This window comes from Candidatus Caldatribacterium sp. (genome assembly GCA_014359405.1).
Lineage (GTDB): Bacteria > Atribacterota > Atribacteria > Atribacterales > Caldatribacteriaceae > Caldatribacterium > Caldatribacterium oleiphilum.
Window position 1 is genome coordinate 9929 of record JACIZN010000011.1, and the last position, 13941, is coordinate 23869.

The following is a 13941-nucleotide window of genomic DNA, read 5'->3' on the forward strand; positions in this document are numbered from 1 at the left end:
CCTATTCTTTAGCCAAGTTCATTCCCTTTCAGGACCGGGAGGCGTGTGAGCGGGTGCGGAAAATCACGAAAGAGGAAATCACGAAGCACCCGAATCTGGACTTCCACATCCGTATCATCGAGGAAAAGAACGACTTCTACTTCCAGTTTGCCCTGGATATTGTGACCCGTATTGTGGAGGCGCGGGAAAGGGGGGAGAAGCTTGTCCTCATTCTCCCTGTGGGTCCGGTGCCCCAGTACCCCATCGCTGCAGAAATGATCAATAAGCTTCGTATTCCCATGGACCATGTGTATACCTTCAACATGGATGAATACGCCGACGAGGAAGGGAATACCGCTCCCTTTGACTGGCCCGGGTCGTTCCAGCGGGCGATGTGGGAGAACTTCTTCGGGCGCATTGATCCAAAGCTTCGTCCCCCAGAAAAGAACATCCACTTCCCCACCAAAGACGTTCTTCCCGACTACGCCAAAATGATTGCAGACCTTGGGGGAGCGGACTGCTGCTACGGAGGCGTGGGCTGGTGTGGGCATATCGCTTTTTGGGAGGCTCATCTTGGCTTTGAGTTTGGGGATGATCTCGAGGCCTTCAAGAAAGCCGGTCCCCGGATTGTGGAGCTCCACCCCATGACCATCATGCAGAATGCCCTCCACTCCTTTAGCGGTGATTGGTCCTTGGTGCCCCCCAAAGCGGCCACCATCGGTCCGGCCCAAATCGTCCAGGCCAAGTGGCGGAGTTTCTGGCTTGACGGGTACATAGGGGGTGGAGTGAGCTGGCAGCGTTTCATCGCCCGCCTTGCTGCCCATGGACCGGTGACTCCTCTCGTTCCGGCATCCATTCTCCAGACCCTTCCTGGAGATTACACACTCCTTGGAGGTGTGGCGGAGAATGTGGAAATCCACATGGCCTAAGGAGGGGAAAGAATGGAAACCCTGGCGATTTTTGGAGGGAAGCCTCTCAACAGTACCCCTTTTCCCATGTGGCCTTCTTTCTCGGAGAAAACGAAGAAGGAGGCCCTCAAGCCCCTGGAAACGGGGCTTGTGAACTACTGGACGGGGACAAAGGGGGTGGAATTCGAGGAAAAGTGGGCAGCATACTGCGGATGCAAATTCGGGGTCTCGACGACCAACGGAACCTCAGCCCTCCACACTGCCCTGGCTGCCTGCGAGATTGGACCGGGGGACGAAGTCATCGTACCTTCCTACTCCTTCATCGCCTCGGCATTCTGTGTCCTCCAGGCAGGGGCCATTCCAGTCTTTGCCGATGTTCGGAGAGAAACCCATACTCTCGACCCCCAGGATGTGGAACGGAAAATCACTCCCCGAACCCGGGCAATTCTTCCGGTGCACCTCTATGGCATCCCCTGCGATATGGACGAAATCATGGCCATTGCGAAAGCTCACAATCTCTTTGTCATCGAGGACTGCGCCCAGGCCCACGGGAGCGAGTACAAGGGGAAAAAGGTGGGAAGTATCGGTCATGCCGGGGCTTTCAGCTTCTGCCAGTCGAAGCACTTCACGACCGGCGGCGAAGGGGGCTGTGTGGTCACAAATGATGAGGACATCTTCTGGCGCGCCAAATCCTTCCGGGACCACGGGTTCAACGTCAAGGAAAGACTCAGACTTCTGGAACTTGAGCGGAAGCTCTTCTACATCCATGAACGGGTGGGCTTCAACTACCGGATGACGGAAATCCAGTCCATCATCGGCCTCTGTGAGCTTGAGCGTTTCGAGAGCTGGAACAAACCACGCCGGGTAGCCATTGGAGAGAAACTCCTCTCTTACTTTACAGGGCACGAGGCGGTGCTCTACCTTCCACCCCACCGAAAAGAGGGGAAGTACATCTCCTTCTGGCTCTTCCCCATCGTCCTTGATATTGAGCGCATCCGCTGCTCCATCAAGGAATTCTGGCAGGCCATTGAAGCTGAAGGCGTCCCTGTGGCTCCGGTCCTCTGGCCCCAGATGTACCGGGAAGAGGCCTTCCTCAAGCACAATGGTTTCGGAAGGGCCAAATTCCCCTTCCGGTCGAAGGAGTACACGAATCCCGAGAGCGTCGAGTACCACAAGGTCCACTGCCCAAACGCCGCCTGGCTTGAGGAGCGAACGTTCTGTTTCCCTGCTCACCCGGTGTACGAAGACCACCACGTGGAACTCATGATTGCCGCTTTTGAGAAAGTCTACCGGCACTTCAAGCGATAGGAGGCCAAAATGCTCGTCCGATGGGGTGTCATCGGTTCTGGTGGCATCGCGAAGCGGCGGACCATTCCAGAGGTTTTGCGCTTTGCGAAAAAAAGTGAAATCGTCGCCCTCATGGATGTGGATGAAGAAGCCCTCCGATCCCAGGCCCGAGAATTCGGCATCACCAAAACGTACACCACCGTCACAGACCTCCTCAAAGAGGACCTCGATGCTGTTTACATTGCCTCCCCTGTGGCTTTCCACTTTGTCCAGGCCAAGGAAGCCTTAGAAGCGGGGAAACATGTTCTCTGTGAGAAACCCCTGAGTCTTCGAGTTGAAGAAGCCGAAGAGCTCCTTGCCCTTGCCGAGAAGAAAAACCTGAAATTCGGTGTGGCCTTCATGATGCGGTACAATGTATACCACGAGAGAATCAAAGCGTTCATCGAGGAGGGAAAAATTGGGCAACCGGTTTTTGCCCGAGCCCAGCTCACCTGCTTCTATCCTCCCATTCCTGGGGCCTGGCGGCAGAAAAAAGCCACCGGGGGTGGTGGAGCTTTGATGGATATGGGCTGCCACTGCATCGATCTTCTCGAGTGGTTCTTCGGAGAGATCCGGGAAGTCTTTGGATTCCTCGACACCATCACCCACTCGTATGAGGTGGAGGACACAAGTACCGTCCTTCTCAAGTTCAAAAACGGAGCACAGGGTTTCGTGGACAACTTCTTCAACATTCCGGATGAGGCGGGACGGAATCTTCTCGAAATCTACGGAACCAAAGGAGCCATCTTTGCCCAGGGCACCATAGGCCAGGACCCAGGTGGGGAGGTCTGGTACTACTTTTCGGAAGAGAAAAGAACGTACGATGCCCTACAGAAACGAACCTCCTCGGGCTGGCAGAAACTCGAGCTCTCCCCAAAGCCCCTTTACGCCCAAGAGGTGGATGCCATGAGCGAATGGATTCTCGGCGGAGAGAAGCCACGGATAGCCGCCGAAATCGGGGTTCGGAACATGAAGGTCATTTCGGCAATCTACCGCTCGGCCAAAACAAAGAGAGCCGAAGCGGTATGAAAGGGAGGGATACCGGTGAAAAAACTTCTGGGTGTTCTTGTCCTTGTGAGTCTTGTGCTCCTTGGTGCTTCTGCTTTCGGGAAAGTGGAAATCAGCGGGCTTTTCATGAAGCAAGCAGGGTACCAGGAAAGCGATATCCGGGCAATGACCGAAGAATTCCTCAAAATCCGCCCGGACATCGACGTGAAGCTCTCCTTTGTGGCCTACGAAGAGCTCCACGACAAAATCGTCGTTGCCGCCGCAAGTGGAGCAGGTACATACGACGTGATTCTCCTTGACTGCATCTGGCCGGCAGAATTCGCCGAAGCGGGATGGCTCCTTGACGTCACCGACCGGCTCCCCGAAGAAGACCGGGCCGATATCTTCCCAGAGGTTCTTTCCTCCGTAACCTACAAGGGACGCCTCTACGGCATGCCCTGGCTCAACGACTGGGAGTACTTCTTCTACAACAAGAAGATGCTCGAGGACGTAGGGGCACAGCCACCGAGCTTCTGGACAGAGGTCATCGACATTTCCCGAAAGCTCAAGGAAAAGGGTATCGTGGAGTACCCCATCATCGACGCCTGGGGCCAGGGGGAAGCGGTGGTCATTCAGTGGCTCCAGTACGTCTACGCCATGGGTGGAGCACCCTTTGACGAGGCCGGCAACCCCGTCATGAACCAGGGGAAACCTCTCGAGGCTTTGCAGTTCATGGTGGACCACATGAACGAGGGCCTCTTCAACCCCGCCTGCATCGAGTCCTTCTACGAGGAAGTGCGGCGAGTTTTCTCCGCCGGACAAGCCGCCTTCGGGCTCAACTGGACGTACATGTACAACCTGGCGAATGACCCCCAGGAATCCCAAATCGCCGGGAATGCCGTCATCGCCCTCATCCCCGGGTTTCCTGATGGTCGGCGGAGCGCCACCTGTAACGGGGGCATGGGCCTGAGCATCCTCACCTCAAGCCAGCATCCTGATGAGGCCTGGGAGTACGTCCGGTACTTAGCAAGCAAAGAGGTCCAGAAAAAGTACAGCCAGAATGCGCTTCCCATCTGGAAATCCCTTTACGATGACCCGGAACTCATTGCTCAGCAACCCGAACTCGTCAAAGTGGCCAAAGAGCAAATCCACTACATCTTTGACCGTCCCCAGGTTCCCTGGTACTCCCAGTTCTCGCTCATCCTGAGCGAGGAACTCCAGGCTGCCCTCACCGGCGCGAAAACTCCCAAACAGGCCATGGACGACGCAGTAGCCCGAGCCAAAGAGGTCATGGAGCGGTATGCGAAGTAGGCAGAAAATCTCCCCCTCCGGAAGACCCCCCGGAGGGGGACTCCTCCGGAAAAAAGAAATCGCCTTTGCCTGGACCCTTATACTCCCTTCCTTTGTCTTCATCGGTCTTATCCTCTTCTACCCCATGGGGCTCTCCTTCTACCTCAGCCTCTTCCAGGTCGACCTCACGAGGAAAGGCGCAGGAACTCCTTTCGTGGGCCTTGCAAACTACGTGGATATTCTCAAAAGCAGCTACTTCTGGAGCTCCGTGGGACGCACGGCGTACTTCACCGTGGTTTCCATCGCCATCGAGATGGTCATTGGCCTTTTCATCGCCCTTCTTCTTAATGAGAAGTTCAAAGGACGGGGGGTTCTGCGGAGCCTCCTCCTTCTCCCCTGGGCTTTACCGATTACCGTAGACGCCATAATGTGGAAGTGGATTTTCAACGCCAACTATGGGGTTTTCAACGCCCTTTTGACCCAACTTGGCATCATCGAGAAGTACCAGCCCTGGCTTACGAAACCCTGGAGCGCCATGCACTGCGTCATCGTGGCCGACGTATGGAAAGTCACCCCCCTTGTGGCACTCCTTCTCCTTGCCGGACTCCAGACCATCCCCCGAGAACTCTACGAGGCCGCCTACGTCGATGGGGCCGGGTGGTTCCGAACACTCTGGAAAATTACTCTTCCCCTCCTTGGGCCCACGATAACCGTTGTTCTTGTCCTTCGGACTCTTGATGCCTTTCGTGTTTTCGACATCGTCTACGTCATGACCCAGGGAGGACCGGCCAACGCCACAAAGGTCATCTCTTTCCTCACCTACCAGGAGGCTTTCAAATTCCTCCACTTCAGCCGAGGCGCCGCCCTCTCGTACATCATCACCCTCATCGTGGCTTTACTTGCCTACCTCTACACCCAGACCATGAAACGGCAAATCGAGTATTGAGGAGGATACGCCATGGGTCTTCGAAGAATGCGAATTGTACGGGGAATCATTATCGGGGTCTTTTCCCTCCTCCTTGCAGGGGTTCTCCTTGCTCCACCTCTTTGGCTTTTCATCTCAAGCATTGCCGACCTCAAGGACCTCTTGCGCATCCCCCTCCGCTTCATTCCCGAGAATCCTTCCTTTTCCCGATACGCCAGCATCCTTTTTGGCTCGGGACCAGAGAGCGAGTTCCGGAAAATCATGCTGAACAGCATCTACGTTGCAGCCTTTGTAACCCTCATCTGCGTCGCCCTTGGGGTCCTTGCAGCCTACGCCTTTTCCCGCCTCCGCTTCCCAGGAAAGGAAAAGGTCCTCTTCGTCCTTCTTTTCTCCTACATGCTTCCCCCAATCGCCGTCATCATCCCCCTCTACCAGATGTTCAGCAAGGTCCAGATGCTCGACACAAGGGAAGCTCTCATCCTCGTGTACTCAGCAATTCTTGTCCCCTTCGTCATCTGGATGATGCGAACGTACTTTGACACCATTCCCCGAGACCTTGAGGACGCCGCTAAAATCGACGGTTGCACTCATCTCCAGACTCTCTTCCGGGTTATCCTCCCCCTTTGCCTTCCCGGCATCGTAGCCACCCTTCTTTTTGCCTTCCTCATGTCCTGGGAGGAATTCTTCATCGCCCTCATCCTCACCTCAACTCCACAGAGCAAAACCGTCCCCGTGGCCATTGCCGAATTTTCCGGTCGGCACTCCATCGATTTTGGCATGATGGCCACAGGAGGGGTGTTGGCAAGCCTTCCACCCGTATTCATCGCCCTCTTTTTCCAGAAGTACATCATCGGTGGACTCCTCTCGGGAGCGGTGAAAGGGTAGACTCAGAAGTACACCCTGTTCGAGCTGACCGTAATCCAGGAGCTACCCAGGCGTCCTTCAATAACGATTTCTATCCATCGCACCCGTGTGTAATTGTTGCCGATGAGTACTTCTCCGGTAACCGAGCGCACTTCCCCAGGCAGAAGAGGATTCCCATCAATCGGTATCGACATTTCCACGGTGGCGCAGGTACCGCTCCAGAGAGAACATTCCTCCCCTTTCCCCGTATAGCGCATAGGATAGAACGTGGCAGAGCTCCGGTTGGCAAAAGTCATTTGAATTCTCGCCGTATAAGCAGTCACTCCAAGCACTCGAATTTCAAGAGAAACCCCCGAACCAACTGAAGGAGTGGTACCACACCCGGCAAGGGAAAACAAAGTGACCACAAGCACCACAAGCACCGCACATCCCCGTATCCACCGCATCCGCATGGTATTACCTCCCCGTTTTGGAACAATGGTAACCAATGGGGGTGTCAAAAAGTGGCAGTGAGGGGGAAGCCGGAAAATTTCTTGTCCTTGCAAGGGTGCTTTCTTCCAGCCACTGTGGGAACTTTCCCCTCTTCTTTTCCGGTTGCTGCAAGCGAGGTAATCTTCCGCCTTGGAGGAGAAAAAAGAGGCACTCCACCAAGCAAAACACGAGGTCCGCAACGCTTTCCTCTGTGTATCTTTAGGGAATGAAAGGCTTTTCTGCTACCGCAAGCAAAACAGGCTTACACCTTAAGAGAAAAGGGGGCTGCTGAAGGTAAAAACCACGATCTCGTGGCAAAGGTCCAAAGGCCGTACAGGAACCACAAGGATAACGAAAGAACCAATTCTGGAGAAGAGAAAAATCTCTTCCCCAAGGGGCCCTTAGAAAATGAGCGCTCTCTGTTTTCTCACGACTGCAAGACTACAGAAATTTCCCCAACCACTGTCTCTCAGAGTCCTAAGAATCAAGAAGGCTACAAAGCGGCAATTTTTTGTGGTACTCTTTCTACAGAGCATCTGGGATATTTTGCCCTTCAAGGAGGGTTTGGATTTGGCTCGAAATGCTTGCTTTTTCTGCAACAAGTGGGATGCGAAGGAAAAGGCCTGCACGATGGGATTCAAACCGGAGGAGTGTGCAGAAGCTTCATTTCTCTGCGAACGGTGGGGGGTGGATACCCGTGCGGTGGATGGAAGAGCACCATAGAGCTTATCTCTGCAACTCCTGCTACGAAGAACTCCTGTATGGGGAACTGGCTTTTGACGGATCCGAAGTTCAAAGGGATGAAGACCTCTTCCGGGGAATAATAGAAGGTGATGTCTGGGAATAGCAATTACCCGTCCACCACTTTCACCATACCAAATCCCTGAGGATTCTTGGAACCGAGTCCTGAGTCGTACGCCAGAAAGAAAAAGGACTCGGGAAGGTCAAGCTCATACAGGCCGGTCCAGCCCTTGATTACCGTGCTCCGGTACTTCACGATGCACAGGTCTTTCTTTCCCACCTTTTTGGGTTGAATCCGCGCGTCCTCAAGCATTTTTAGCCTTTCTTCTTCCCAACCCAGTGCTTTGGCTTTTCGAAAAAGGGAGGCAAGAACCTGACCCTCCCACTCTTTTTCCATGGGGTCGTAGTAGTAAGTCTTCTTACGACCGTCACCGGCGACTAAGGTGCTGTAAACGGTAATGGGAGAAAGCGCCCTGACAAGGACAGGACGAGCATAAGGAGGTGTCTCTTCCACCTCGAGAGCAAGGAGCCTACAGAATTCCGTTCCTATCCGGACAGATTCTTTCGTCAGAAGGTGCACCGCCAGAGAGTGCAGGAGCTCCTCACAAACCGAGCCAACGTAGAGCTCAACCGGTCCTGTAAATAAAATCCTTCCACCACTTATGCGGTACTGACCAATAAGCCGGCTAAAGGTGAAAAGGTGGAAGGACCTTTTGCCCAGGGAAAATCCCTCATTGTGGAACCGATGAGCAACGGCCTCATCGAGATTGCTGTATATGAAGCCCTGAACCGCGCTATTGTAGTGAATGGGAAGGGAAATTGCTTTTGAGTTAACCGAGGTAAGCCTAAGCTTCAGTCTCACCGAAGCTCCTCCGGTTCATTCTAAGGTATAAATCTTCATGCTTCCGATAGAAGGGCACCGCTTTGACATCCCACGCAGCCAGGGCGACTCAGAGGTAGACACCTCGAGGTCATGGATAAAGCCTCAATCCCCCATGGGTAGGCAACAAGGGACAGGGGTTAGAAAATGACCAATGGGATTTAGCTTCGGTGTACAGATCCCCAATCCCCAATCCCCAATTCCTAATTCCCGTCTTTTAGGCCCCTCATAGGTAGGCTACAAACGCTGTGGACGTCAAGGTCATGGGAACCTATGAGCAGGTTTCAATCCCTCATAGGTAGGCTACAAACGGCAAGGCCAATTCAGATCATCCCGGTGTTCTTCCTGTTTCAATCCCTCATAGGTAGGCTACAAACAGGAGGAGCTCCAGGAAGCATTCCACGATTGGCCAATAAGGTTTCAATCCCTCATAGGTAGGCTACAAACGATACCTCGGAAATCATCCCCGACCTCAACCTGAACTGTTTCAATCCCTCATAGGTAGGCTACAAACGATATTTGCCGCATTTACAAAGGACGAAATCAAATACGTTTCAATCCCTCATAGGTAGGCTACAAACATGCCCAGACTGTGGAAATGAATCTGCTCAAGCTGAGACTGTTTCAATCCCTCATAGGTAGGCTACAAACGGGGCTTCGCCCCTTAAACCCCAAACTGAGAGAGGGTTTCAATCCCTCATAGGTAGGCTACAAACCCGTTCGATAGACTTAAAATAAGGATTCCTTACAGAGCCGCTATTCACTTGCCAAGGTCCTCTTATGTTCATAAAACCACGTCTTTTTTCCTCTGTCAAGCCCTGGAGGAAAATTTTCTGAAGTGTCGTCGACCTCCAGGGGTTTTTGCGCTACCGGAGGTCGACGACAATCTGTTCAGAGGATGCCTATACTCTTCACAGGTTCAAAAAATCCACTTTTCCCCGCCTTTTTGAACTCCCAGAAGTTCTCTGCGGATATATCTCTGACTACCAAGGATGTAAAAGAGCACCGAGTCCTCCTTTGGGTTTATCACGCGGTTTAATTCTTTTTGCAACGCCTTGAAGGAAGCCTCGGTTAGTTCCCCCTCTAAAACCGAATTCTGTATCCAGGTAAGATAACGGCGGGCTACTTTTAGCACCTTGCCCACCCGGGCTACATCGACGTCATAAACCAGGATAACGTACATAACGGGTCGACACCCACGGAGATGAACTTACCATCGACTGACGAAGGGTTCATAGGTTTGCTCCCCTATAAGATGCTTCTCCAGCTTATACAGCTCCAGGCGCATGAGTGTCTGGTAACTCACGTTACGCTTAAGACGTCGGTGGTAAAAGGTGCTCTGAAGTTTTCCCTCAAGCTCCTGGACGTAAAGGCGACGCCCTCTTTCTCTCAAAAGACAGATTCCACCCTTGTTTTCAAAGTCTTCCACGTCTATCATCTTTCTCCCTATTAAAGAGAAGAGAACTCGGTCTGCGTATATGGGTTTAAAGATTTCTGCCAAGTCTAAATTTAGCGTGAAACGGCGGAAGTTAGTGGCATGTAAGTATCCAATGCGGGGATCGAGGTGCGTCCTGTATATCTCGGTGAGGATTTTGGTATACACCAGAGAGTTTCCAAAGCTTATCAAAGCATTGAGAGGATCAGCCGGTGGATGTTTGCTTCTTCTTTCCATTGTGAAAGGTGTATCTGCCAGTATGATGTTGAAACTTTCATAATAGCACTTTCGAGCATTCCCCTCTACAGCCATGGGCTCCTCCACATCGACACAACGTGGGAGAGCTTCCTCAAGGAAAGAAGAAATGGTGTCTATAAAGGATTGGAGCTCTTTACCCCGTGTCTGGTAGTAACGCAAGACCTGAAGCATGTTGGCCAAAGCCCCTTCCACGAATTTACGAGCTAACCCTAAACGTAAAACGGGGTCTAAGTAGTGCTCTGCTTGCTTGAGGATGAGATAACCGGAATCATAGTGCTCTCGGGGATAAAAGCTTCCAACGTAGTTTCCATAATAGCCGAAAAAGTGAAGGATAATCTCTTTCTCTTCCAGGAATTCCAGAAGTTTCTTATTGAGATCCACTTCCCCGAAGACATAGATGTCCCGAACACTCTCGATGGGAAAATACCTTTTGCCCCCCTCGGTCTCCACACAGATGGTATTATCCTTGCGTTGGAGCCTGCCACTTGAGAATAGGTAAAGAGTCTTCTCCAAAGGAACTCCCACCTCGCGCTAAGCCCAACAGAACTCTGCGTAAGCACACTTATTGCAGTAACGGTTACGGACAGGTGGGGGCGGTAGTGGCTGAGATGTAACCTGAAGTATTTCCTGCTTTATTGCCTCCACCTTTTCTTCCAACTCCAAAGTTAATACCACGGATTCTCGCCTTTTCTCCTCGGGGAAAAGAAGTTCGCCTTCAGCATGAATACCCATGTGTTTGAGCTCATAGAGATAGAAGGCCAACTGCATCTTTGCTGCTTCGAGGGCACGGGAACTCTTTTTGACTTCGGCCACCACGAAGTTCTTTCCCGCGCGACAAACAAGGTCCAGAGCCAAATGCTCAATGCGAACCTCTTTGTGCTCGCGGGCATAGGCCTGATCTTGAACGAGTCTCCCAATCCGAAGGAGTTCATGGCTTTCGTCCGGGCATATTTGATGGGACATGAGCCAAACTTTACGGGAGCAAATAAGATACGCGTGAACAAAGCTACCAATAACTGGTTGTGACATAGAGGTGTACCTCTCGCATCAAGGGATAAGCCTTAGTCCCTTATACCCACTCACCTTCCCACTCTCGATGCTCTCAAATAAGTGTGGCGTCCAAATCAACTTCTCCAGGCAACAAACCTAATTCAGGGTCATACGTAACATCTGCCAAAATCGTGCCGTCCTCAAGGAGTGTAAGTCTACCCGCACTTTTCAGCATCCAGAAAGTACCGGATGGGATGGGCACCAGCAGTTGCGTTGCTAACAGATACTGCCTTGCAGCACAATGCGTTCTATACTCCGTACAAAGACAGTAGGGCAACACTTCGCTGCTTTGAAACATGTTGCAGAATTGCTCTTCGCCTTCAGGTACATGATTCAGTGGACGCAGGGCTTGAAGAACATTCCGAAAAGCACTTCTCGCTTGTTCAAACCGCCTGCGTTCCCTGGTTGTCCAACCATCCCTATATACTTGCCGCACCCATTCAGTAGCGATTTCCATCGTTAATCGCTCACCGTCAGAAGGAGCACTCTCCAGAGTAGCTTGCAAGCGCTCCAACTCATAAACGTACCGCAGTCGCTCAGCATCAAACACCCGTGCCACATGGACTTCAACACCTTCAGGATGCTCACCATAACGATTCACTCGCCCAAAGCGCTGCAGTAAGTCGTCAACGGGAGCAACTTCCGTAAAGATGGTATCAAAACTCACATCTAGTGAAACTTCCACCGCCTGCGTGGCTATAAGCACGCACATCTAAATCGCTCCTACCCCGCAATGCTCCGATTTTACCTAAGTCGTGAGCAAGGGCAGCAACAGTAAAGACTTACCCGAAACCGCTCTGCCTGTTTATGACCAATCAGGCGACACCAGTGATCCCAGTATGCTTCTGCTACAGCACGGATATAAATGGCAACTTGACGGGAATGCTCAGATAACGTAATCACTAGCTCACCCGATTTGGCTAAGGGTTGGGTGTAAGACACCGACAATTCACTCCCGACGAAAAGGGTAATACAGTACTCCTTGCATTTCGAAGTGGTCAATCCGATGCATGCCGACCCAAGCTTGTGAAGCCTGCAGCGTTAATCAATGAAGTCATATCCAACTACTGTTTGCTCCATCGTGGGTGCAATCAACCCTAGCTCCGAGCTGTATTCCAGCGATGTCTGAATACAGCGCAAATCTTCTATAGGTGTGAAGAAATCGCTCCGTCTTAGCCAATATACCGGCACAGGAACCAATAATTCCGGCAACCGCCAACCTTCCCCACGCTGTTTTAGTTCGTAAGCTTCCTGCACAAATGTGGCAGGCAACACCTCCACCGATACTTGACCTCGGCGGGCGGTGAAACGTTCTCGCATATCTTCATCCGAGAGGTTAATAGTGTAGCAACCCAAGATTTGTTGCACTTCCTTCAACGTTTGGCGTCCTTCCTGAAACTCTCGCTTCCACTCTTCCGAAGCCATCACGTGATCATAGAGCTTATAAGTAGCGTCAGCAAGCTCACGGTCAGTTGGCGTTTCTGGCAGACTTTCCAAAAGTCTTAGGCTCAACTCGAGTATCTCTCTGCCATAGACCCTTTGGGTACCCTTGGACCACTGGCGATACACAACGACTGGAGCCAAGGATTTTTCGCCACGACGATTTACTCGCCCCATGCGTTGCACTAAGGCATCAATAGGCGCGACTTCGGTCATCAGCACATCATAGGAGATGTCGAGGCTAACCTCAACCACCTGCGTGGCAATGAAAATCGTACCAGACCGAGGCTTCTCCACCTGTGCCTCTTTGGCCTGCCGATCACGGAAGATGAAGCGGGCATGCAGCAAATAGCGGCGTTCCCAACCGAACTCATCCCGAAGCGTCCGGTAAAGCGATTGGGCATCGCCAATAGTATTGGCAACAATGAGTACCGTCTTGCCTTCGCGAGCATAGGCAATGGCTGCCGGCAAGCCCTCTTGCACCGAGCCATCTTGAAGCACCAAGCGATGGCGGGCGCGTCGCCACAATGGGTCCTCGGCCTCAATGAGCTCACCCTTAGGGAAAAGGGCCAATAGCGCAGGTGGGAGCGTGGCGCTTGCCAGCGCGAGCCGGGAAGGCATTTCTCGTTCCAGAGCTTCAACCAGAAGTCCTAGTGTATAGGGCTCATAAGCATGGATTTCGTCCAAAATGAGTGCCGCCCGCTGCGAAAGGCTCCGGCGCTCTTCCCAATGGCGACCGTTGAGGTGCGCCAAAAGGTACTGGTCCAGTGTTGCCACCGTCGCAGGTTTGGCAAAGACCGAACCAAACAGGCGCGTATCCAGCGGATCCTCGTCCGACTCCCTGCGTAACATATAGCTTGCCCGTCCATGTGCCAGTGCTACGCGGCCATCGCCATAAATTCGACGCAGCCGCTTCCACATCGCATTCACGGTGGCTTGCGTGGGTAGGAGGTAAAGTAGGCGCTCCGTGTCGCCTGCCCAGAGAAGTAGTGCTTCGGTCTTGCCTGTACCGGTGGGGGCTCGAAGCCACAGCACATCGGCAGGGCTTGCGGCGGCGCGTCGTTGAAAGTCATGAAGCAAGAACCCGCTTTCTGCTTCGCGCTGACGAATATTTGACTCAATCTTTGATTTTCCACCATCCAAGAATAGCGTGGAGGAGTCGGGCTCCTTAGCTGAAACCAGCCAGTCCGCCAGATGGAGCACGGCTTTAACTTGGGCAAACTCATATGGGTGTAGGTTCTGGAAAATGCCTCGCAGCGTTTTGCCTGGAGTCACTCTCCTATCGTCCAGCATCGCCGCCGGCGATTCTTTTAGCAGAAACTGCACAGATTTTAGAAGTTCCATGCATGTCGGCAATTCCTCCATCCCAACGCGTTGGAGTAATTTC

At 52.6% G+C, this 13941-nt stretch carries 14 protein-coding genes, 1 pseudogene and 1 CRISPR repeat array (1 of these 16 running past the window's edge); of the genes and pseudogenes, 7 read left to right on the top strand and 8 right to left on the bottom strand.

Features of this window, described 5'->3' with window-relative positions:
- The 6 genes from H5U36_01725 to H5U36_01750 all read left to right on the top strand — a co-directional run.
- On the top strand, positions 1-908 hold a 908-nt coding region (locus H5U36_01725), incomplete at its 5' end, for a hypothetical protein (GenBank protein ID MBC7216901.1).
- A 12-nt stretch (positions 909-920) separates the two neighbouring features.
- Positions 921-2195: a DegT/DnrJ/EryC1/StrS family aminotransferase gene (locus H5U36_01730; GenBank protein ID MBC7216902.1), complete on the top strand. Its 1275-nt coding sequence runs from the start codon at positions 921-923 to the stop codon at positions 2193-2195.
- A 9-nt stretch (positions 2196-2204) separates the two neighbouring features.
- Entirely contained in the window at positions 2205-3242 is a 1038-nt protein-coding gene (locus H5U36_01735) for a Gfo/Idh/MocA family oxidoreductase (GenBank protein ID MBC7216903.1), read from the top strand.
- A 15-nt stretch (positions 3243-3257) separates the two neighbouring features.
- Entirely contained in the window at positions 3258-4511 is a 1254-nt protein-coding gene (locus H5U36_01740) for an extracellular solute-binding protein (protein ID MBC7216904.1), read from the top strand.
- Positions 4501-5436 carry a sugar ABC transporter permease gene (locus tag H5U36_01745; protein ID MBC7216905.1) on the top strand — a complete coding sequence of 312 codons (936 nt, stop codon included), beginning with the start codon at positions 4501-4503 and terminating at the stop codon, positions 5434-5436. Before H5U36_01740 ends, H5U36_01745 begins: the two co-directional genes overlap by 11 nt.
- A gap of 12 nt (positions 5437-5448) precedes the next feature.
- Positions 5449-6300 (top strand): carbohydrate ABC transporter permease, encoded by an 852-nt coding sequence (locus H5U36_01750; protein MBC7216906.1) that lies wholly within the window; start codon positions 5449-5451, stop codon positions 6298-6300.
- Positions 6301-6302: 2 nt separating this feature from the next.
- Here H5U36_01750 and H5U36_01755 read toward each other — a convergent pair whose 3' ends face one another.
- On the bottom strand, positions 6303-6731 hold the full coding sequence (locus H5U36_01755) for a hypothetical protein (protein ID MBC7216907.1): 429 nt from the start codon (positions 6729-6731) through the stop codon (positions 6303-6305).
- Positions 6732-7320: 589 nt separating this feature from the next.
- On the opposite strand from H5U36_01755, the gene H5U36_01760 reads away from it, so the two are divergent.
- A complete protein-coding gene (locus tag H5U36_01760; GenBank protein MBC7216908.1) occupies positions 7321-7473 on the top strand; it encodes a hypothetical protein in 153 nt (50 codons plus the stop codon).
- A 127-nt stretch (positions 7474-7600) separates the two neighbouring features.
- On the opposite strand, the gene cas6 is transcribed toward H5U36_01760, so the two are convergent.
- The 7 genes and pseudogenes from cas6 to H5U36_01795 all read right to left on the bottom strand — a co-directional run.
- On the bottom strand, positions 7601-8353 hold the full coding sequence (gene cas6 / locus H5U36_01765) for a CRISPR-associated endoribonuclease Cas6 (protein MBC7216909.1): 753 nt from the start codon (positions 8351-8353) through the stop codon (positions 7601-7603).
- A 233-nt stretch (positions 8354-8586) separates the two neighbouring features.
- Positions 8587-9087: direct repeats of the CRISPR family, unit length 30 nt; unit sequence GTTTCAATCCCTCATAGGTAGGCTACAAAC.
- A gap of 203 nt (positions 9088-9290) precedes the next feature.
- On the bottom strand, positions 9291-9554 hold the full coding sequence (cas2, locus tag H5U36_01770) for a CRISPR-associated endonuclease Cas2 (protein MBC7216910.1): 264 nt from the start codon (positions 9552-9554) through the stop codon (positions 9291-9293).
- Between the two features lie 27 nt (positions 9555-9581).
- Positions 9582-10577 carry a type I-B CRISPR-associated endonuclease Cas1 gene (cas1b, locus tag H5U36_01775; protein MBC7216911.1) on the bottom strand — a complete coding sequence of 332 codons (996 nt, stop codon included), beginning with the start codon at positions 10575-10577 and terminating at the stop codon, positions 9582-9584.
- A gap of 18 nt (positions 10578-10595) precedes the next feature.
- Positions 10596-11093 carry a CRISPR-associated protein Cas4 gene (gene cas4 / locus H5U36_01780; protein MBC7216912.1) on the bottom strand — a complete coding sequence of 166 codons (498 nt, stop codon included), beginning with the start codon at positions 11091-11093 and terminating at the stop codon, positions 10596-10598.
- A 73-nt stretch (positions 11094-11166) separates the two neighbouring features.
- The gene (locus H5U36_01785) at positions 11167-11826 is read right to left on the bottom strand and encodes a hypothetical protein (protein MBC7216913.1); all 660 of its coding nucleotides are present in this window, start codon (positions 11824-11826) and stop codon (positions 11167-11169) included.
- 329 nt (positions 11827-12155) lie between these two features.
- Positions 12156-13898 (bottom strand): CRISPR-associated helicase Cas3', encoded by a 1743-nt coding sequence (cas3, locus tag H5U36_01790; protein MBC7216914.1) that lies wholly within the window; start codon positions 13896-13898, stop codon positions 12156-12158.
- A pseudogene (locus tag H5U36_01795) lies at positions 13886-13941 on the bottom strand (CRISPR-associated endonuclease Cas3''); it runs 271 nt beyond the window's last position. The gene cas3 and the pseudogene H5U36_01795 overlap by 13 nt, the downstream one beginning before the upstream one ends.